General features: G+C 74.1%; 18 protein-coding genes and 1 riboswitch. Of the genes, 9 read left to right on the forward strand and 9 right to left on the reverse strand.

The window, feature by feature from the left end; translation table 11 throughout:
• Positions 1 to 106 precede the first annotated feature (106 nt).
• Positions 107 to 652: an MOSC domain-containing protein gene (locus ES689_RS09150; protein ID WP_146903173.1), complete on the forward strand. Its 546-nt coding sequence runs from the start codon at positions 107 to 109 to the stop codon at positions 650 to 652.
• A gap of 149 nt (positions 653 to 801) precedes the next feature.
• Positions 802 to 1,845 (forward strand): class A beta-lactamase, encoded by a 1,044-nt coding sequence (bla, locus tag ES689_RS09155; RefSeq protein WP_146903176.1) that lies wholly within the window; start codon positions 802 to 804, stop codon positions 1,843 to 1,845.
• A gap of 129 nt (positions 1,846 to 1,974) precedes the next feature.
• Here bla and ES689_RS09160 read toward each other — a convergent pair whose 3' ends face one another.
• Positions 1,975 to 3,375 carry a LysM peptidoglycan-binding domain-containing protein gene (locus tag ES689_RS09160; protein WP_146903179.1) on the reverse strand — a complete coding sequence of 467 codons (1,401 nt, stop codon included), beginning with the start codon at positions 3,373 to 3,375 and terminating at the stop codon, positions 1,975 to 1,977.
• A gap of 137 nt (positions 3,376 to 3,512) precedes the next feature.
• Between ES689_RS09160 and ES689_RS09165 the strand changes: the two genes are divergently transcribed.
• A complete protein-coding gene (locus tag ES689_RS09165) occupies positions 3,513 to 4,031 on the forward strand; it encodes a DinB family protein (RefSeq protein ID WP_146903182.1) in 519 nt (172 codons plus the stop codon).
• Between the two features lie 197 nt (positions 4,032 to 4,228).
• Here the strand turns inward: ES689_RS09165 and ES689_RS09170 are convergent, their stop codons facing one another.
• Genes ES689_RS09170 through ES689_RS09180 form a run of 3 tightly spaced genes read right to left on the reverse strand, consistent with a single transcriptional unit; the run spans position 4,229 to position 5,455 of the window.
• On the reverse strand, positions 4,229 to 4,660 hold the full coding sequence (locus ES689_RS09170) for a DUF202 domain-containing protein (protein ID WP_146903185.1): 432 nt from the start codon (positions 4,658 to 4,660) through the stop codon (positions 4,229 to 4,231).
• A 28-nt stretch (positions 4,661 to 4,688) separates the two neighbouring features.
• Complete coding sequence (locus tag ES689_RS09175; RefSeq protein ID WP_146903188.1) at positions 4,689 to 5,063, reverse strand: YidH family protein; 375 nt, start codon at positions 5,061 to 5,063, stop codon at positions 4,689 to 4,691.
• On the reverse strand, positions 5,060 to 5,455 hold the full coding sequence (locus ES689_RS09180) for a DUF2256 and DUF3253 domain-containing protein (protein ID WP_146903191.1): 396 nt from the start codon (positions 5,453 to 5,455) through the stop codon (positions 5,060 to 5,062). The genes ES689_RS09175 and ES689_RS09180 overlap by 4 nt, the downstream gene beginning before the upstream one ends.
• A gap of 294 nt (positions 5,456 to 5,749) precedes the next feature.
• On the opposite strand from ES689_RS09180, the gene ES689_RS09185 reads away from it, so the two are divergent.
• The 3 genes from ES689_RS09185 to ES689_RS09195 all read left to right on the forward strand — a co-directional run bounded on the left by ES689_RS09185 (position 5,750) and on the right by ES689_RS09195 (position 8,893).
• Complete coding sequence (locus tag ES689_RS09185; protein ID WP_223269519.1) at positions 5,750 to 6,241, forward strand: DUF805 domain-containing protein; 492 nt, start codon at positions 5,750 to 5,752, stop codon at positions 6,239 to 6,241.
• Positions 6,242 to 6,433: 192 nt separating this feature from the next.
• Positions 6,434 to 7,771 carry an MFS transporter gene (locus ES689_RS09190; protein ID WP_146903197.1) on the forward strand — a complete coding sequence of 446 codons (1,338 nt, stop codon included), beginning with the start codon at positions 6,434 to 6,436 and terminating at the stop codon, positions 7,769 to 7,771.
• A gap of 489 nt (positions 7,772 to 8,260) precedes the next feature.
• Positions 8,261 to 8,893 (forward strand): hypothetical protein, encoded by a 633-nt coding sequence (locus tag ES689_RS09195; RefSeq protein WP_146903200.1) that lies wholly within the window; start codon positions 8,261 to 8,263, stop codon positions 8,891 to 8,893.
• Here the strand turns inward: ES689_RS09195 and secA2 are convergent.
• The 3 genes from secA2 to ES689_RS09210 form a co-directional block, all read right to left on the reverse strand.
• Positions 8,890 to 11,262 (reverse strand): accessory Sec system translocase SecA2, encoded by a 2,373-nt coding sequence (gene secA2, locus ES689_RS09200; RefSeq protein WP_146903203.1) that lies wholly within the window; start codon positions 11,260 to 11,262, stop codon positions 8,890 to 8,892. The genes ES689_RS09195 and secA2 overlap by 4 nt on opposite strands.
• 97 nt (positions 11,263 to 11,359) lie before the next feature.
• Positions 11,360 to 12,640, reverse strand: a complete 1,281-nt coding sequence (locus tag ES689_RS09205) for an SGNH/GDSL hydrolase family protein (protein ID WP_146903206.1) — start codon at positions 12,638 to 12,640, stop codon at positions 11,360 to 11,362.
• The gene (locus ES689_RS09210; RefSeq protein ID WP_146903208.1) at positions 12,637 to 14,343 is read right to left on the reverse strand and encodes an ABC-F family ATP-binding cassette domain-containing protein; all 1,707 of its coding nucleotides are present in this window, start codon (positions 14,341 to 14,343) and stop codon (positions 12,637 to 12,639) included. The genes ES689_RS09205 and ES689_RS09210 overlap by 4 nt, the downstream gene beginning before the upstream one ends.
• 207 nt (positions 14,344 to 14,550) lie before the next feature.
• Between ES689_RS09210 and ES689_RS09215 the strand changes: the two genes are divergently transcribed.
• Positions 14,551 to 14,736: a PspC domain-containing protein gene (locus ES689_RS09215; protein ID WP_123547822.1), complete on the forward strand. Its 186-nt coding sequence runs from the start codon at positions 14,551 to 14,553 to the stop codon at positions 14,734 to 14,736.
• 65 nt (positions 14,737 to 14,801) lie between these two features.
• Here the strand turns inward: ES689_RS09215 and ES689_RS09220 are convergent, their stop codons facing one another.
• Together ES689_RS09220 and clpS are read right to left on the reverse strand one after the other, a co-directional pair.
• Positions 14,802 to 15,260 carry a DUF2017 domain-containing protein gene (locus tag ES689_RS09220; protein ID WP_146903650.1) on the reverse strand — a complete coding sequence of 153 codons (459 nt, stop codon included), beginning with the start codon at positions 15,258 to 15,260 and terminating at the stop codon, positions 14,802 to 14,804.
• On the reverse strand, positions 15,260 to 15,562 hold the full coding sequence (clpS, locus tag ES689_RS09225; protein ID WP_123547824.1) for an ATP-dependent Clp protease adapter ClpS: 303 nt from the start codon (positions 15,560 to 15,562) through the stop codon (positions 15,260 to 15,262). The genes ES689_RS09220 and clpS overlap by 1 nt, the downstream gene beginning before the upstream one ends.
• 162 nt (positions 15,563 to 15,724) lie before the next feature.
• A riboswitch (ZMP/ZTP riboswitch) is annotated at positions 15,725 to 15,809 on the forward strand.
• Positions 15,810 to 15,872: 63 nt separating this feature from the next.
• Between clpS and glyA the strand changes: the two genes are divergently transcribed.
• Together glyA and ES689_RS09235 are read left to right on the forward strand one after the other, a co-directional pair.
• The gene (glyA, locus tag ES689_RS09230; protein ID WP_146903211.1) at positions 15,873 to 17,192 is read left to right on the forward strand and encodes a serine hydroxymethyltransferase; all 1,320 of its coding nucleotides are present in this window, start codon (positions 15,873 to 15,875) and stop codon (positions 17,190 to 17,192) included.
• Positions 17,193 to 17,371: 179 nt separating this feature from the next.
• Positions 17,372 to 18,265, forward strand: a complete 894-nt coding sequence (locus ES689_RS09235) for a bifunctional methylenetetrahydrofolate dehydrogenase/methenyltetrahydrofolate cyclohydrolase (protein ID WP_146903653.1) — start codon at positions 17,372 to 17,374, stop codon at positions 18,263 to 18,265.
• The last annotated feature ends 180 nt before the right edge of the window (positions 18,266 to 18,445 follow it).

An 18,445-nucleotide genomic window follows, 5' to 3' on the forward strand; every position in this document is an offset into this window, starting at 1 on the left:
CCGACACTCGCGCGGAGGCGGAGGCGGAGGCGGAGGCGCAGGCGCCTGGCCGACACCAGGAGGCGCGCCTCTCGACCCGGCGCCCGTCGCGACGGATGATGGGGGCATGACCAGCGCCTCCGTCGTCTCCGTCAGCCGCGATCCCGAGCACCGCTTCTCGAAGCCGGTGGTCGACGACATCGTGCTCGTCGCGGGGCTCGGCGTCGAGGGCGACGCCCACGCCGGCACGACCGTGCAGCACCGGTCACGGGTCGCCCGCGACCCCTCGCAGCCGAATCTGCGTCAGGTGCACCTCGTCCACGCCGAGCTGTTCGGCGAGGTGCAGGGCTCGGGTTTCGAGGTCGCCCCGGGCGAGCTCGGCGAGAACGTCACGACGCGCGGCGTCGACCTGCTCGGGCTGCCTCGCGGCGCGGTGCTGCGGCTCGGGCCGGACGCGGTCGTCGAGATCACCGGGCTGCGCAACCCGTGCGTGCAGATCGACGGGCTGGAGTCGGGACTGATGCGCGAGCTCGTCACCCGCGACGACGAGGGACGGGTCGTGCGCAGGGCCGGCGTCATGGCCGTGGTGCTCGTCGGCGGGCGGGTGGCCCCGGGCGACGACGTCTCCGTCGAGCTGCCCCAGGGCGAGCACGAGGCGCTGCAGCCGGTCTGAGGACGGAGGCCGGGTCATCCTCGGGGACGAACTCCGCGCCTCCTCGTGTCGTCCGCCCCCGGCGAGGCCACGACGGCGGCCATGCTGTCGGGGACGTCCCCGCCCGGTCGTGACCGCGGCCCCGGCGGGGGGACGCCAGGAGGAGCTCCGTGAGGACCAGGTCGCACACCAGCACCAGCACCAGCACCAGCACCAGCACCAGCGCCAGCGCCGCCGCTCGCGGCAGGACGCGCCCCACCAGCACCACGGCGGCGCTCGCCACGGCCGCGCTCGTCGCCGTCGTCGTCGCCGTCGTCGTCGCCGGCTGCAGCGCGCCGCCCTCGGGTGCCGCCGGGACGGCGGACCCGTCGTCGAGTGCCCCCGCCACCCCGTCCGCGACGCCGACGGTCGACGTCTCCGCGGACGTGGCCGACGACCTCGCCGCGCTCGAGGCCGAGTTCGACGCCCGCGTCGGCGTCAGCGTCGTCGACACGGGGACCGGGGCCACGGTCTCGCACCGTGCCGACGAGCGCTTCGGGCACGCCTCGTCGCTCAAGGCCCTCGCGGCGGCGCAGTTCCTGCACGACGTCCCCGTCGACCAGCGTGACGAGGTCGTCACCTGGACGGCCGGCGACGTCGAGGCGGCGGGGTACTCGCCCCTCACGAGCGAGCACGTCGCCGACGGGCTGCCTCTCGCGCAGCTCGCGGAGGCAGCCGTGCGGCAGAGCGACAACACGGCCCTGAACCTCGTCCTCGACCGCATCGGCGGGCCGGCCGGCCTGGACCGCGGGCTCGACGACATCGGGGACTCGACCACCGAGGTCGTGAACCGCGAACCCGCCCTCAACACGATCGAGCCCGGCAGCACCGACGACACGACGACGCCGGCGGCCTTCGCCGCCGACCTCGTCGCGCTGCTCGACGGCCGCTGGCTCGACGACGCCGACCGCTCGCTGTTGCTGGACTGGATGAGCGGCAACGCCACGGGCGACACGCTGATCCGCGCCGGGGCTCCGGCCGGCTGGGTGGTGGCCGACAAGTCAGGAGGTGCCGGCGGCATCCGCAACGACGTCGCCGTCGTCACTCCTCCCGGCCGGGCACCGGTCGTGGTCACCGTGTTCACGGCGAGGAACGACCCCGACGCTCGCTACGACGACGCGCTCGTCGCCCGCGCGGCGTCCATCGTGCTCGGGGCCCTGCCGGCGCCGTCCTGACCTGACCTGGCTGGCGCGGCCCGGCCCGGTCCGGTCCGAGGTCGAGTGGTCAGTTCCGGTCCTTCGACCGCTTCTGGAGGACGGGAACCGACCACTCGCCAGCTGCCTGCTGCGGGTGTCGCCGACTCGTCAGAGGCTGTCCGGGTCGAGCAGCAGCGTCGTGCCCTCGTAGAGGTGCTGCTCGGCGTCGAGCACCTGGAGGCCCTGGTTCAGGTAGATGAGCGCGGCCACGGAGATGCCGAACCGCTGCGCGACCACGTCGGTCAGGTCGCCGGGGGCCACGAGGTAGCGCTTCGGCGCACCGCTCGGCGTGGTCGCGGTGACCGTCCCCTCGGCGAACGTCGCCACGCCGGAGTCGGCGGGGGCGATGTTCGTCGACTTCGGGGGCACGGCCCAGCGCACCGGCGCCACGGCGAGCACCTTGCCGGTCGAGATCTCGACGGGCACGTCGGCCGGGGCCTCCGCGGTCGACACGACCAGGGTGCCGAGGTACGAGGGCTGGCCGATCGGCAGCGACGCCGAGCCGGACGTCGGTGCCGTGGTGGGCCCCCCGAGGACGGCCACGCCGTCGCCGGGCGAGGTCAGGCCGTCGAAGACCGCGGGCGCGATCTCGAAGTACGAGAGCTGGACGGTCACCGGCAGGGTCGAGGTGTAGCCCGACCACTCGGTCGAGAAGGTGCCGTCGCCGACGGCCACGACGCGGTAGTGGAACGCGATGCTGCCCTTGGGCGACCTCACGTCGGCCTCGGCGACGACCGTGCCCGCGGCGACCGAGGTGACGTACGGCGCCTCGACGGCCTCCTGCGGGGGAGGCGTCGCGGCGCGGGGCGTCTCCGACGGAGCCACCGTGGGGGTGGGCGTCGCGGTGGGGGTCGGGGTGCCCGTGGGGCGTGCGCTCGTCGAGGTGGTCGAGGCGGGCTCCGACGTCGTCGATGGAGCCCCGGACGCGAGTGGGCTGCCGCCGGTGAAGGCCAGCACCGTGCCGAGCACCACGGCGACCACTGCGGCCCCGCCCACGACGGCCAGCACCACCGCGGGGCGCACGCGCCCTCGTCCGGGCTCGTCGTCCTCGGTGTCCGTGTCGGCACTCGCGGCGGCACCCGCGGGGCCCGCAGCTGCGGCTGCTCCGGCGGCACCTGCCGCACCGGTGCCCCCCGAGGAGGCGGCGGCCGACTCGGACGTGCTCCCTGACGTCGTGGGGCGGTGCGTCCACGGCACGAGCCGCGGGCCCGCGCCCGTCGCGGGGGCCGGCCCGTCGCCGGGCGTGTGCGCCGCGGGCGTCGCAGGCTGCACCTCGGTCGGCTGCGTCGTGGCTCGCGTCGACGTGTCGGCCGCGCCGGAGCGATCGTCGGCGCCGCCACGTCGCTCGGCAGCGGCCTGCTCGGCACGGGCCTGCTCGGCACGGACCTGCTCGGCACCGGCCTGCTCGGCCGTCGCCGCTGCGGCGTCCTCGTGCGGCTCGGGCGCGCGTCCCGCGGCGTCGCGCTCGACGTCGTCGTCGTGCGGCCCCGGTGTCTGATCGTTCGTCATGTTCCCCCTGCGGACGATCCTAGGACAGGCCGCCGACACGGTCGAGCCGGGCTGCCCCGCCCGCCGTGGCGGTCGCTCGACGCAGGTCGGCAGGATCTCCCTCGCGCACCTCCTCGGCCGCTGGCTACGGTCAGGGCATGCCGATCGTCCCCGACACGAAGAACTGGACCTGGGTGCTCGACGAGCCCTGCCCCGAGTGCGGCTACGACGCCGCCGAGGTCGATCTGGGCGACGTGCCCGGCCTGGTGAGGGCGAACGCGGCCGCGTGGCCTGCCGAGCTCGGCCGCGACGACGTCCGCATGCGCCCCGACGACTCGACCTGGTCGACGCTCGAGTACGGGGCGCACGTGCGCGACGTGTTCCGTGTCTTCGACGGCCGCCTCCTGCGCATGCTCGACGAGGACGCCCCCGCCTTCGAGAACTGGGACCAGGACGCCACGGCCCGCGACGACGACTACGCCGGCCAGGACCCGGCCGTCGTCGCCGAGCAGCTGCTCGCCGCGGCCGAGGTCGTCGCCCGCCGCTTCGAGGAGGTGCCCGCCGACCAGGTGCACCGCACCGGCCTGCGCGGCGACGGCGCCGCCTTCACCGTCGAGACGCTCGGCCTGTACTTCGTGCACGACCCCGTGCACCACCTGCACGACGTCCGCCGCTGACCTGCTGACCCGCTGTCGCATCACGTTCCGAGCATCACGTCTCGTCAGGGCCAGACGCGACGCTCGGAACGCGATGCGACACGACGTGGGCGACACGACGTGGGCGACACGACGCGGGCGACACGACGCGGGCGACACGACGCGGGCGACACGACGCGGGCGACACGACGACCGCAGGAGGTGGCGGTCCCGTCCGGTCAGCGGGCTCCGAGTGCCACGACGAGGCCGCCGAGGCCGGCCGCGAGCGCGAGCGCCGCGGTCGCCGCGGGCAGCGCGCCCCCGGTCGTGGGGACCCGGGCGGGCGAGCTCGTCGAGCCGACGTCGTCACCGGGGCCGCTGCCGCTGCCTGAGCCGTCGCCGCCGGCTCGTCCCGTCCCGCGGGCGGCCAGCAGGAGGCGGTGCACCCGTCGGTACCGCCGGTGCGCGGCCGCGAGCACGGCGAGCGACGCGACCACGCCCAGCCCGGCCAGCAGGTACGCAGCCGGGCCGAGCAGCGGCGGCAGCACGCGCAGGCCGATCAGCGACCCGACGGTCAGCGCCAGGCCGGTGCGCCGCCAGGCGAGAGCGGTGCGCTCGGGCTGCAGGCCGGGATCCCACGGCCCGTCGGCCCGCGACGGCGGCGCGCTCACGACCTGCACCGGCACGGAGTCCGGCGGCTCACGCCAGCACGACCCCGAGCAGCACGAGCACCCCGGCGACCGTCACCGCGACGCCGAGCGGGAGCGCGAGCGGCGCGGACGGCAGCGGCTGGTCGGCCCGCAGGGCGCGCTCTGTGCGGGCCCAGCCGACCCAGGCCTGGACTGGGGCTGCGATCCCCGCGACGATCAGGACGAGCGACGCCGCGAGCCGCAGCCCCGGCTGCAGGCCGAGACCCAGGGCCTCGAGGGCGACGCCGCCCGCCACGAGCGCGAGCGAGGTGCGCACCCACGCGAGGAACGTGCGCTCGTTGGCCAGGCTGAACCGGACGTCGGGCTCCTGCCCCGTGCCGTAGACGCGACGGGGGAACCGGCTGTCGCGGTCCTCGGCGGTCACCGGCCGCCTCCTGCGCGCCGCCGCCGGATGCGGATCGGGCCCTTCGCGGTCGACGGGTCGACGACGGAGCCGCCCTGCGTGATGTCGACCTCGCCGGTTGCCACGAGCCGTCGGGCGGCCCGTCGGACGGGCTCCATGAGGTCGCGCCAGGCGGCCTCGTCGTCGGGGGCGATCGACCGGGCGACGTCCGACGGGCAGATCGTCGAGGTCGCGGCGCGCGCGGCGAGGAGCTCGCGGATCCGCTCCTCGAGCTGCCGGTCGAGAGCCGTGACCTTGCGGCGGCGGCACGCGTCGCTGCAGTACGCGACCTCGTCCCAGTTCGACTCCCACTTCTTGCGCCACTCGATGCGGCGGCCGCACGAGCGGCAGGTCTTCTCGTCGGGCGTGCTCACCCGTCCATGCTGCGCCTCGGGGCTGACGCGTGCCTGACGAACCGACGCGACGACGACGAAGCGCCGCGATCTTCCGCGGAGGTTCGTCGCTTCCGTGTCGCTTCCCCGTCGCGATCCGGCCGCCGCCAGGCCCTCGACAGGGCGGTCTGCTCTCGGTAGCGTCGAGGGGCGACGGCGCCGACCGGGCCGCCGTGCGACCACGACGGCCACGGCCGTCCGACTCGAGGAGGCGCGCGCATCCGACTGCCCGACTCGCTGACCGTCACCGGCCCCGTCCCCGTCTCGCGGCCCTGGATCGCCTGGGCCCGGGCCGTCACCCGCCTCACCACCACGGGGCGCGCCAGTCGCTCGGAGTTCTGGTGGACGTGGCTGCTGCAGACCGCCGTCGCGGCGGTGCTGCTCCTGCTGGTCCCGTTCCTGCAGGGCCGCACCCGCGACCTGCGGCTGCCCACCGGCCCGTTCGGCGCCGGCCCGCTCGGCACGCAGCCGCTCTTCTCCTGGACCGACACCTCCGGCGACGCGGCGGGCGGCACATCCGTCGCCCTCTGGACGGTGTGGTCGCTCGTGACGCTCGTGCCCATGGTCGCCCTCGCGATCAGACGACTGCACGACGCCGACATCTCGGGCTGGTGGGCGCTCGTCGCCGTGCTCGTGCCTGTGCTGTCGTTCCTGATGCTCGTGCTGCTGGCGCGGGGATCGAGGGTGGCGGGCGTCCGCTTCGACCGCCTGCCCGCCGACGGGCCGGGCGGCGGCGGGGCCCTGGTGCCCCCGCAGGGCAGCCGGTAAGATCATTCTCGGTCGTGCGTCACGCGCGCCCCCGGGCGTGCACGACAGCGCGCAGTCGGGATCACCATCCTCCCCGCCGAGCCGGCACCGCAGCACCGCTGAGAGACAGCATCGCTGAACCGCAGCACTGCTGTCGGAGCCACGGCACCTCGGGTCGAGGGAACGGCGCCCGCCGACTGACCGAGACTCCCCATGACACCTGCTGCCCAGGGTCGTCCCTCGACGACCGCCACCTCTGCGTCCTCCTCGACTCGCGCCTCCTCGACGGGCCGCCCCGCGACGCCCGCGAAGTTCCCCCTCGCCGGGCTGCTCGCGCTCGCCGTCGCCACGTTCCTCAGCATCTCCGGCGAGATGCTGCCCACGGGCCTGCTGCCCGAGATGAGCGGCGAGCTCGGCGTCAGCGAGTCGAGCATCGGCCTGCTCGTCAGCGTCTTCGCGTTCACCGTGGTGCTCACGAGCACCGGGCTCACGCACCTGACCCGCAAGCTGCCCCGCCACCTCATCGTGGTCGGCCTCATCACGGTGCTCGCGATCAGCGCGGCGCTCACGGCGATCGCGCCGACCTACGAGCTGGTCGTCGCGTCGCGCGTGCTGGGCGGGCTGGCCCACGGCATGTTCTGGGCGATCGGCGGCGCGTACGCCGCGCACCTCGTTCCCCGTGAGCAGGTCGGGCGTGCGCTCGCCGTCGCGATGAGCGGCGGCACGCTGGCCTTCGTGCTCGGCGTGCCCCTCGGCACGGCGCTCGGCCAGGCGCTCGGCTGGCGTGCCGCGTTCGGCATCCTCGCCGGGGCCATGGCCCTCGGCGCAGTGCTCGTCTGGCGGCTGCTGCCGCCGGTCCCGTCGACGCACACGGCACGGCCCGCGGGCGACTCCGAGGAGGCGCTGGCCGCCTCGACCGCGACGGGCAGCGTCCCGACGCTCACCGGCTCGACCCCGACCCCGTCGCGGCACCTGCCGCCGCCGTCGGTCACGGGCATCGTCTTCAGCTGCCTGATCACGGCCGTGTTCATGATCGGCCACTACTCGTTCTTCACCTACATCGCGCCGTACCTGCTGCGCTCGACGGGCATCGCGGAGTCGAGCCTCAGCGTCGCCCTCTTCGCGTTCGGCATCGCGGGCGGCGTCGGCCTGCTGATGGTCGGCTGGTTCCTCGGCAAGCGGCCGCGGGTCAGCATCCCGGTCGGCGTGGGCGTCGTGGTGGTCTCCGTGCTGGCGCTGGTGCTGCTCGAGGGGCAGCCTGGCCCCTCCTTGGTGGCGTTCGTGATCTGGGGCGTGACCTTCGGGGCGCTGCCCCCGCTGTTCCAGACGAAGATGCTGCAGGTCAGCCCCGAGAAGCACCGCGACATCGCCAGCGCGTTCTACACGACCGCGTTCAACACCGGCATCGGCGGGGGCGCGCTGATCGGCGCCCTCGTGCTCGACGGCTCGGGGCTCGACACCCTGCCGCTGCTCTACGTCGGCATCGCCGCCGTGGTGCTCGTGGCCGTCGTCGTCACGGACCGCGTGCTGGTCGCCCGCGCGCGCCGCTAGCTCCGTCTGGTCCGCGTGCCCGCTGCGGCCTGACGCGAGAACCGCCGAGTGAACGGGACACCGCGTAGTTCGGCGGCGTTCCGTTCACTCGGCGGTGTCGGAGCGGTGAGGTGCGGGCGCCTAGCGGCGGCGGCCGGAGCCGGAACCGGCCTGGCCGTTGCCGCCGCCCTTCCGGTTCTGGAACTTGCGGATGATGATGGGGATGAGCAGGGGCGCGAGCCTGCGGAGCAGCGAGGCCATGGGTGACTCCGTATCGTCGGTGGAGACTCGACGGTACCCGCTGGTCGCCGCGAGGGTGCCCGAGCAGGTCGACGCACCTCCCGCCCTGCGCCCAGCGGCCAGCGGCCAGGCTGCCAGGTCGGGCAGGGCCACCGGAGCGGCCACGAGGAGGCGCGGTCCTCGACCCGAGGAGCGCTGTCGGCGCATCTCGATAAGGTGGCACGGCCCGTCGGCGCAGGGAGCCGGCGGCGAGTCCCGGGGGAGACACCCATGACACTGACCATCTCGACGACGCGCTCACGCAGGGCCGTGGCGACCGCCGCCTCCGGCGCGCTGGCGCTCGCCCTGCTCCTCACCGGCTGCACGGGCGGCGGCGACTCCGACGACGAGGCGAGCCAGAGCGCGACCGGCAGCTCGGGCAGCGGCAGCTCGGCAGCCGCCGGTGACGGCGAGCCCGGCACGATGGTCGCCTTCGGCTCCTGCGAGGCCGTGGGCGAGACCCTCGGGTCCGCGATCGAGGGCCTCGAGCTGCGGGACGAGAGCACCGCGACCGACGAGGGCTTCCAGTGCTCGTGGGCCTCGTCGACCGAGGACACCGAGGACGCGAGCGCCGTGCAGGCGGTGATCGCGGTCGCCCAGGTGCAGGAGTTCGACGCCGACACCATCGCCGAGCAGGCCGACACCGTGGCCGCGACCGAGGGCGTCACCGCCGTCGACGACAGCCGAGCCGCCGACCTCGACGGACGCGCGTTCACGCAGACCGGCGAGAGCACGGGCATCCTCGTCAACGGCGGCACGGTCATCACGACGCACGGCCTGTTCAACGTCACGGCGACCGCGACCACCGAGACGTCGCTCGACGCCGAGCAGGCCCTCGACGCGGCGTTCTCGCTGATCAACTAGCTCGTCGTCTCGGGTTCGTCCCCGAGGACCTTCTCGCGCCAGAGCGTTCCCATCCGTCGGGTGAACCGGTCTCCGTGGCTGCCGTAGGGGTCGTCGGTGACGAGGTAGGTCCAGGTGGCGGACGGCCGCCGGAGGCCCAGCTGATCAGCAGGGCCCCCGATCTGGTCAGGGTCGAGTCGGGCCACGGTCGCGGCGGCGGTCTCGAGGACACGTTCGAAGAAGCCGTCGAACCGCCGGAGAGCCAGTGCGTGGAACTCGTCGAGCGGGGCGCCCCCGGCGAGCGCGCGCAGGTGGATCCCGTCCCGCACCTCTGACAGGTAGCCCAGGTGGTCGCTCCAGTGCTCGTCGAGCGTGAGGACGAGCACGGCGGAGATGGTCCTCGTCACCGCTGCCCCGTCGGCCTCGACCCCGAGCCCACGCAGGTGGTCCGCCAGGCGGGCTCGGAGGGTGCCGAGCAGGTCCTGCGTGTCGCTCGCCGCCCCGTCTGCCCCCGTCACGGCGGCACGTGCGTCGAGCACCACTGCCCTCTGGCGGGCGATCGCCCGGGCGTAGGCCCAGGTGGTGCGATGCCGATCACGCCGCACCCCCTCGGCGATGACCTGTGCGGAGTCGACGATCCGTCGGCGCTGCGCCGCGGACAGGCGCGGGCCGTGCCGCTCGGCGAGTGCGAGCGTGCGGGGGGTGACGTTCGTCGTGACGAGGTCGTCGGTCAGGGCGGCGAACGTCCTCGTGCCGCCCGGGTCGCCCTGCCTCCCCGCCCGGCCTCGGAGCTGGGCGTCGAGGCGTCGTGAGGCGAAGCGGCCCGTCAGGACGATGTACAGGCCCCCTGCCTCGACGACACGTCGTCGATCTGCTCCCTCGGGCCCTCCGAGGACGATGTCGGTTCCCCGGCCCGACATCTGCGTGGAGATCGTGACGGCGCCGAGCTCGCCGGCGCGCGCGACGATCGCCGCCTCGTCGGCGTCGTTCCGCGCATTGAGGACGACAGGGTCCGCTCCCCGGCTCCGCAGCATGTCCGCGACCTCCACCGACTCCGCGACGCTGTGCGTGCCGACGAGCACCGGGCGGCCCGTTCCGTGCTGTGCGAGGACCTCGCGGACCACCTCGTCGAACTTCTCGACCTGGGTCACGGTCACGACGCCGTCCGCATCGACACGAGCATCCGGGACGCGGCGCTCGACGCGCCCGGACTGGAGGCCCCCGTAGAACTCCTGCAGCTCGCGCGCCACGGGGACGACCGTCCCGCTCATCCCCGACAATGTCGCGTAGCGGCCCATCAGGTCCTGCACCGTCACCGAGTCGAGGACGAGCCCTGCCGGGCTGACGGCGAGCCCCTCCTTCGCCTCGACGGCGGCGTGCAGGCCGTCGGGCCAGCGTCGTCTCTCGGCCACACGGCCCCTGCTCGCGTCGATGAGGGCGACCGCGCCTGCATCGACCAGGTAGTCGACGTCGCGGTGCATCAACGCTCGTGCGTGGAGGGCGAGAGTGAGCCCCGTGAGCACCGCTCCTCCCGACGTCGAGTACAGGTCGACGCCGCCCAGCTCGCGCTCCAGCTGATCGAGGCCCGCATCGGTGAACGTCGCGTTGGCGCGTTCCGCGTCGACGGTGAAGTGGTCGTGCTCGACGAGGTCGGCTACGAGCCGGGTGGTCTCGACCATGTCGACGGGGGCTTCCTCCGACGTGCCGGCGAGGACCAGCGGCACCATCGCCTCGTCGATGAGCACGGCGTCGACCTCGTCGACGACGGCGACGTCGGAGGCGGGCGAGACCCGCTCGGAGTCTCGGGTCGCGAAGCGGTCGCGGAGGACGTCGAACCCGAGCTCGCTCACCGAGGCGTACACGACGTCCCGAGACCACGCCTCGCGTCGGTCGTCGTGCTCCGTCCTCTGACCGACCCAGCCCACGCTGGCCCCGAAGGACTCGAGGAGCGACCCCATGTCCGTCGCGTCGCGCTCGGCGAGGTAGTCGTTGACCGACACGACGTGGACGCGACGCCCGCTGACCACGAACCCGACCGCCGCCACGGCACCCGCGAGGGTCTTGCCCTCGCCCGTGTCGAGCTCGACCGCGTGGCCGGTGAGCAGGGCGCAGGCGGCCACCAGCTGGTGGTCGTGTGGGCGCAGCCCGAGCCGGCGTGCCGACATCTCGCGCGCGGTCGCGAGGAACTGCGGTGCGACGCCGCCGGCGAGGGCTGTCCCGGCGAGCGGCGCCGAGTCCCGAGCGGCACGCGCGAGGACGTCGTCGTCCAGCCTGCGCGTGCTCGCCTCGAGCTCACCGGCTCGACGGACGACCGCGTGGAAGGACCGGAAGGACGTCGCCCCGGGGAGCCCCAGCACGGTCGCCGCCCCTCTGCTGATCGAGAATCTCACATGTCGAGTTTCGCACGGGTCCCGGGTGCCGACAAGGGCGGCACGGAACGGGGGACAGCCGACGGGAGGGGAGGCTCCCTCGGTGTCTCGTCGAGTCTCAGCGCGCCAGCACGCCCGTCATGAACGCGGCGATCGTGCGCTGGCCGACGTCGTTCGGGTGCAGCCCGTCCGACGACAACAGGCTGCGCAGGTCCGCGCCGTCGCCCGCGCCGGAGAGCGCGTCGCCGAGCGACACGGACACGACGCCCGTCTCGGCGACGACCTCGTCGAGCGCGGTCTCGTAGTCCGCGATCGGCGCCTGACCGGAGTCGGCCAGCCCGGCCGCGACCGGGAACTCGTCGACGACGACGACCGTGGGAGGCGCGTCCAGCGCCTGCAGGCCCTCGACGACGTCCCGGTAGCCGTCGGCGAACTCCTCGGGGCTGCTGCCCCGCAGGTCGTTGGCGCCGAGCGTGATCGTGACGACGTCGGGCTCCGCGGCGGCGACCGCCTCGAGCCAGCCGGCGAGGTCGTCGGTGAAGGTCGCGGTCGTGGCGCCCGAGCGTGCCGAGTCGTACAGGGTCACTCCGCGCTCGCGGTCGCCGTCGAAGGCGGCCAGGCCGTGCAGCACGACGGGGTCGTCGGAGCGGTCTCCGGCCGCCACGGTCACCGTGACGGTGTGCGGCCCGGAGTCGAGGCCCCCGACGGGCGTCACCGACGACGACGCGGCCGAGTCGCCCGTGTCGACCCGGCCCTGCCGGGTGCCGTCGACGTCCCACGTGAACGAGCCGCCGCCTCCTGCCCACCACAGGTCGACGTCGGTGCCCGTCACCGGCCAGCTCACCTGCGCTCCGGGCTCGAGCTCGAGGCTGCGGAAGCCCAGGGCGGGCGAGGTGCCGTCGAGGTCGACGCCGCCCTGCCGGTCGGTCGCCCAGTCGCCCCAGGGGGAGTCGGGCCCGTACGTCGCGAACACCGCCGGTCGGTAGCCGACGCCGCCGGTGACGCCGTCGACGGGGTGCGCGGCGCGGAGGGCGTCGCGGGTGAGGTCGACCCATCGGCTGTCGACCGAGGAGGCGCCCTGCCCCTCCGTGATCGAGTCGCCGACCGCGAGCCACCGGGCGGGCGACCCGTCGGCGTCGGCGAGGGCGGCGTCCCACGCGGCCCAGGCGTCGTCGGAGCCGGCGCTCGTGCCGGTGCCCCCGTCGGGTGCGGCCGAGGCGCTGCCCGTCGCGCCGGACGTCGCGTCGTCGTCCGCGGCGGACCCGCCAGCCCCGCCGGTGCAGCCCGTCAGCAGCAGTGTCGCGGCGAGCAGCCCCGCGACGGGGAGGGCGTGTCGCGTCGACGAGCGCCGCGAGCGGGTCGTCGAGCGCCAGCGGGACATCGAGGAGGCGCGCTTCACGACTCCGTCACCCGGCCGCCCTCGACGCGCCACTGGCGGTCGAGCCGCACCGTCTGCAGCATCCGCCGGTCGTGCGTCACGAGCAGAAGCGTCCCCTCGTACGACTCGAGGGCCTGCTCGAGCTGCTCGATCGCGGCCAGGTCGAGGTGGTTCGTCGGCTCGTCGAGCACGAGCACGTTGACGCCGCGGGCCTGCAGCAGGGCGAGGCCGGCACGGGTGCGCTCGCCCGGCGACAGCTCGTCGACGGGGCGCGAGACGTGGTCGGCCTTGAGCCCGAACTTGGCGAGCAGCGTGCGCACCTCGGCCTGGGGCCACTCGGGCACGAGCGCCTCGAAAGCCTCGACCAGGGGCTCGTCGCCGGCGAGGAGCGCACGCGCCTGGTCGATCTCGCCGACGGCGATGCTGGCTCCGCGGCTGGCGCCTCCTTCGCTCGGGGCCTGGCGCCCGAGGAGCCCGCGCAGCAGCGTGGACTTGCCGGCCCCGTTGGGTCCGGTGATGCCGATGCGGTCGCCGCCGTCGACCTGAAGCGAGACGGGACCGAGCACGAACTCGTCGCCCGGCTCGCCCTGGCGGAACACCGCGCCGCTGAGCGTCGCGACGACGGCGCTCGACCGCGGCGCCGAGCCGATCGTGAACTCGAGCTGCCACTCTTTGCGGGGCTCGTCGACCTCCTCCATGCGCGCGATGCGGCTCTCCATCTGGCGGACCTTCTGGCCCTGCTTCTCGCTCGACTCGGCGGACGCCTTGCGGCGGATCTTGTCGTTGTCGGGGGCCTTCTTCATCGCGTTGCGGACGCCCTGGCTCGACCACTCGCGCTGGGTGCGGGCACGGCCGACGAGGTCGGCCTTCTTGTCCGCGAACTCGTCGTAGGCCTCGCGGGCGTGACGCCTGGCCGTCTCGCGCTCCTCGAGGTAGGAGTCGTAGCCGCCGCCGAACACCCGGTTCGACGACTGGGCGAGGTCGAGCTCGAGCACCTTCGTGACGCAGCGCGCGAGGAACTCGCGGTCGTGGCTGACCAGCACGACGCCGCCGCGCTGGCCCTGCACGAAGCGCTCGAGCCGCTCGAGGCCGTCGAGGTCGAGGTCGTTCGTGGGCTCGTCGAGCAGGGCGACGTCGAAGCGGCTGAGCAGCAGTGCGGCCAGGCCGACGCGGGCGGCCTGGCCGCCGCTGAGGGAGGTCATCGGACTGTCGGGGCCGACGGCGGCCGTGCCAGGCTCGCCCGTCGCCGTCGCCGTCGCCAGGCCGAGCTCGGCCAGCACCTGCGGGAGGCGATCGTCGAGGTCGGCCGCGCCGCTCGCGAGCCAGCGCTCGAGCGCCGTCGAGTAGACGTCGGCAGGGTCGAGTCCGTCGGCTCGCGGGGCGGCGTCCACCTCGCCGAGGGCCGAGGCCGCCTCGTCCATCTCGGCGGCGGCCTGCGTGCAGCCGGTGCGGCGGCCGATGTAGCCGGCGACGGTCTCGCCGGGCACGCGCTCGTGCTCCTGCGGCAGCCAGCCGACGAAGGCGTCGCCGGGGCTCAGCACGACGGAGCCGTCCTGCGGCTGGTCCACCCCGGCGAGGAGGCGCAGCAGCGTCGACTTGCCGGCCCCGTTCACGCCGACCACGCCGACGACGTCGCCGGGCGCGACCGTGAGGTCGAGGTGGTCGAAGAGGGTGCGGTGCCCGTGGCCGCCGGCCAGGTCCTTCGCCACGAGGGATGCGCTCATCGGACCATCTTCCCAGCCCGCCGTCGTCGCCGCGATCGCGCGCCCCGCCTCCTCATTCAGGAAGATGTGGCCTGATCCGCGCACCCGGGGGATGACGAGTCCTGAACGGTGCACGGCGAAGGAACGCCGCCGTTCGACTTCCTGGATCCGGCCGAGCGCCCCTGGCGAGTCCAGCCCGCGGCGCGCGCGACCTGGCAGGGTGGGGCCATGGCTACCCTCACTCGTCCCCGCCGCGGCAAGGTCATCGCCGGAGTCTGTGCCGCACTCGCGAACCGATTCGGCCTCAGCCCGTTCCTCGTGCGGCTGCTGTTCGTGCTGTCGCTGTTGCTGCCCGGCCCGCAGGTGCTGCTGTACCTCGTGCTCTGGGTGGTGTTCCCGAAGGAGGGGCGCTAGCCGCTCGCAGGACCGGTCGCAGCCGAGAGCGGATCGGGTCTCGCACCACCCGGAGCAGGCCGGGCTCAGTCGAGCGTCTGCACCAGGCTCTCCTGCAGGTAGCCGAGCCAGTCGAACACGTCGTGCATCACGACCACGTGCGGGTCGTCGCTCGGCGCCGGGCCCTCGGACGTGACTCCGAGCCGGCTGCCGAGCACGAGCCGCAGGTCGGTCAACGTCCGCAGCCACGACTGCTGCCCCGCGACGTCGAGCCGCTCGGCGGTCGGCGCCGCCACGTCGTCGAGCACCCGTCGCGCGTTGGCGAGCTTGCGTGCGGTGAGGTCGTCGGCGGTGAACCTGCGGAACTCGGCAGCCGCCTCCTCGTCGTCGGGGTAGGCGGAGGGAAGGAGGCGCGCCACGGCAGGGTCGCCGGGGTCCCCGCCCTCGAGCACGGTCACGAGCTGGGCGACGAGGTCGCCGAGCAGCCTCGCCTCGTGCGCGGGCAGGTCGAGCAGCAGCTCGTCGCCGCGACGCCGGAACGGCATCACTCGTCGGCCTTCGCGACGGTCGCCCAGAGGCCGAAGTCGTGCAGGGCCTCGACGTGCCGCTCCATCGCCTCGCGCGGGCCGGTGGCCACGACGGCGCGACCGGTCGTGTGCACCTGCATCATGAGGCGCTCCGACTCTGCCGCCGCATAGCCGAAGTAGCTGCGGAACACCCAGCTCACGTACGACATCAGGTTCACCGGGTCGTCCCAGACGAGCACGACCCAGGGCACGTCGGGCGCGACGAGGAGGCGCTCGCCGGTCTCGGTCCCGGTGCGCGTGTCGTCGAGGGTCTGCGTCACCGCACCAGCGTGCCACGGCTCGCCCGACAGAACGAACCGTCTGGTCTGCCCGTGCTCCGGAGACGAGCCCGGCCAGGGTGGTGAGCGGGTCGCGACCGCCGCCTCCTGCGTGCCCGGCAGCACCCCCCGGTCTCGCGTCCGCCCAGCCGCCCGAGTTATGATCGACCCCGTCGCGACTGGCGTTCAGATGGTCACCATCGGGGAGCGACGCACACACGGTACGTGGCCGTACGCCTGGGCCACCTCACCACCTGAAGAACCGGCACCTCGTGCCGCCCTCGTCCCGTGACCGTGTAGAGAGAGACCCGCCATGACGATCCAGTCAGAGTCCACCGCCAGCGCCGCCGGGGCCAGCTCCGCCGGCCAGAAGCTGCCCTCGACCTTCAACGCCCCGCTGAGCGAGGTCGACCCCGAGATCGCCGCCGTCCTCGAGCAAGAGCTCGGCCGTCAGCGCGACTACCTCGAGATGATCGCCTCCGAGAACTTCGTGCCGCGTGCCGTGCTCGAGTCGCAGGGCTCCGTTCTCACGAACAAGTACGCCGAGGGCTACCCGGGCCGCCGCTACTACGGCGGCTGCGAGTTCGTCGACGTCGCCGAGAACCTCGCCATCGAGCGCGCGAAGTCGCTCTTCGGCGCCGACTTCGCCAACGTGCAGCCGCACTCAGGCGCGCAGGCCAACGCCGCCGTGCTGGCGGCGCTCGCCGACATCGGCGACACGATCCTCGGCCTCGAGCTGTCGCACGGCGGCCACCTGACCCACGGCATGAAGCTCAACTTCAGCGGCAAGATGTACAAGGCCGTGGCCTACGAGGTCGACCCCGAGACGTACCTGATAGACATGGACGTCGTTCGTCGCCAGGCGATCGAGCACAAGCCGAAGGTCATCATCGCCGGCTGGTCGGCCTACCCCCGTCAGCTCGACTTCGAGGCCTTCCGGGCCATCGCGGACGAGGTCGGCGCGTACCTCTGGGTCGACATGGCGCACTTCGCCGGGCTCGTCGCCGCCGGGCTGCACCCCTCGCCCGTGCCGCACGCCCACGTCGTCTCGTCGACCGTGCACAAGACCCTCGCCGGTCCCCGCTCCGGCGTGATCCTGTCGAACCACGAGCCGCTCTTCAAGAAGCTCAACTCGGCGGTGTTCCCCGGTCAGCAGGGCGGCCCGCTGATGCACGTCATCGCCGCCAAGGCGACTGCGTTCAAGCTCGCGGCCGAGCCCGAGTTCAAGGACCGCCAGGAGCGCACCATCCGCGGCGCCCAGGCCCTCGCCGCGCGCCTGATGCAGGCCGACGCGAAGGCGGCCGGCGTCGACGTGCTCACCGGCGGCACCGACGTGCACCTCGTGCTCGTCGACCTTCGCGCCAGCGAGGTCGACGGCAAGCAGGCGGAGAACCTCCTGCACGAGGTCGGCATCACCGTGAACCGCAACTCGGTCCCGTGGGATCCTCGCCCGCCGATGGTCACCTCCGGCGTCCGCATCGGCACGTCCGCACTGGCGACCCGCGGCTTCGACGACGCCGAGTTCGCCGAGGTCGCCGACATCATCGCCACGACGCTGATGCCCGAGCCCGACATCGCCGCGCTCGCCGCGCGGGTGAAGGCGCTGACCGACGCGTTCCCGCTCTACGCGTGAGCGCGGGCGTGGGCGCCGTCGACTCGACCGGCGCCTCCTCGTCCTCTGACCCGACCGGCGCCTCCTCGTCCTCTGGCGTGGTCTCAGGCGCCGGCGCAGGTGCCGGCGCGGGCACGGGCGCGGGCGCAGGTGCCGGCGCGGGCGCTGAGGTCGCGGTCGACGCCCAGGGGCGGCCGCTGATCGCCGGGCCCGGCAGCGCCGTGAAGATCGACGGCACGGCCCTCGCCGCGACGGTCAAGGCCGACCTGCGCGAGCGGGTCGACGCCCTCAAGGCGCGAGGCACGGCACCGGGGCTCGGGACGATCCTGGTCGGGGCGAACCCCGGCTCGCTGTCGTACGTCGCGGGCAAGCACCGGGACTGCGCGGAGGTGGGGATCGAGTCGATCCGCATCGACCTGCCCGACACGGCGTCCGAGGGCGAGATCCGCGCAGCCATCGAGACGATGAACGCGGACGAGGCCGTGACGGCCTTCATCATCCAGCTCCCGTTGCCCGAGGGCATCGACCCGACCGCGATGCTCGAGCTCATGGACCCCGCCAAGGACGCCGACGGCCTGCACCCCGTCAACCTCGGCGAGCTGGTGCTCGCCGTGCCCGGGGGCAAGGGCTCGATCGACACGCCGCTGCCCTGCACGCCGCGGGGCATCGTCGCCATGCTGCGGGCGTACGACGTGCCGATCGCCGGCGCGCACGTGACGATCGTCGGCCAGGGGCTGACGGTGGGACGCCCGCTCGGGCTGCTCCTGACGCGGCTGGAGGCGACGGCCACGCTCACGCACTCGCGCACGGCGGACGTGGCCGCGGAGGTGCGCCGGGCCGACATCGTCGTGGCAGCCGCCGGGGTGGCCGGCCTGGTCAAGCCGGACTGGGTGCAGCCCGGCGCGACCGTGATCGACGTGGGCATCACCCGCGTCCTGAACGAGGAGACCGGCAAGTACAAGCTGCGCGGCGACGTCGACCCGGGCGTGGCCGCCGTGGCGGGTGCCCTGTCGCCGGTGCCCGGGGGAGTCGGGCCCATGACCCGCGCGATGCTGCTCGCCAACGTGGTGGAGGCCGCCGAGCGCGTCGCCTGAGGCGCCGTGCCGCGCCGCGCCGTGCCGTGCCGCGCCGTGCCGTGCCGCGCCGCGCCGTGCCGCGCCGCGCCGCGCCTGCTGCGCGTGGGAGATGCTCGAAAAGGGACGAAGTAGGGGCGGGCCCAGCCCTACATCGTCCCTTTTCGCGTAAGTCCTGCTGGCGCCTGTGCTTGCGCCCGG

This window comes from Frigoribacterium sp. ACAM 257 (genome assembly GCF_007954365.1).
Lineage (GTDB): Bacteria > Actinomycetota > Actinomycetes > Actinomycetales > Microbacteriaceae > Frigoribacterium.

Bases quoted from the DNA above. Each gene is read 5' to 3' on its own strand.
- ES689_RS09150 (WP_146903173.1), top strand. From the start codon at position 107: ATGACCAGCGCCTCCGTCGTCTCCGTCAGCCGCGATCCCGAGCACCGC.
- ES689_RS09160 (WP_146903179.1), bottom strand. From the start codon at position 3,375: ATGACGAACGATCAGACACCGGGGCCGCACGACGACGACGTCGAGCGC.
- ES689_RS09165 (WP_146903182.1), top strand. From the start codon at position 3,513: ATGCCGATCGTCCCCGACACGAAGAACTGGACCTGGGTGCTCGACGAG.
- ES689_RS09190 (WP_146903197.1), top strand. From the start codon at position 6,434: ATGACACCTGCTGCCCAGGGTCGTCCCTCGACGACCGCCACCTCTGCG.
- ES689_RS09195 (WP_146903200.1), top strand. From the start codon at position 8,261: ATGACACTGACCATCTCGACGACGCGCTCACGCAGGGCCGTGGCGACC.
- ES689_RS09210 (WP_146903208.1), bottom strand. From the start codon at position 14,343: ATGAGCGCATCCCTCGTGGCGAAGGACCTGGCCGGCGGCCACGGGCAC.
- ES689_RS09215 (WP_123547822.1), top strand. From the start codon at position 14,551: ATGGCTACCCTCACTCGTCCCCGCCGCGGCAAGGTCATCGCCGGAGTC.
- ES689_RS09220 (WP_146903650.1), bottom strand. From the start codon at position 15,260: ATGCCGTTCCGGCGTCGCGGCGACGAGCTGCTGCTCGACCTGCCCGCG.
- glyA (WP_146903211.1), top strand. From the start codon at position 15,873: ATGACGATCCAGTCAGAGTCCACCGCCAGCGCCGCCGGGGCCAGCTCC.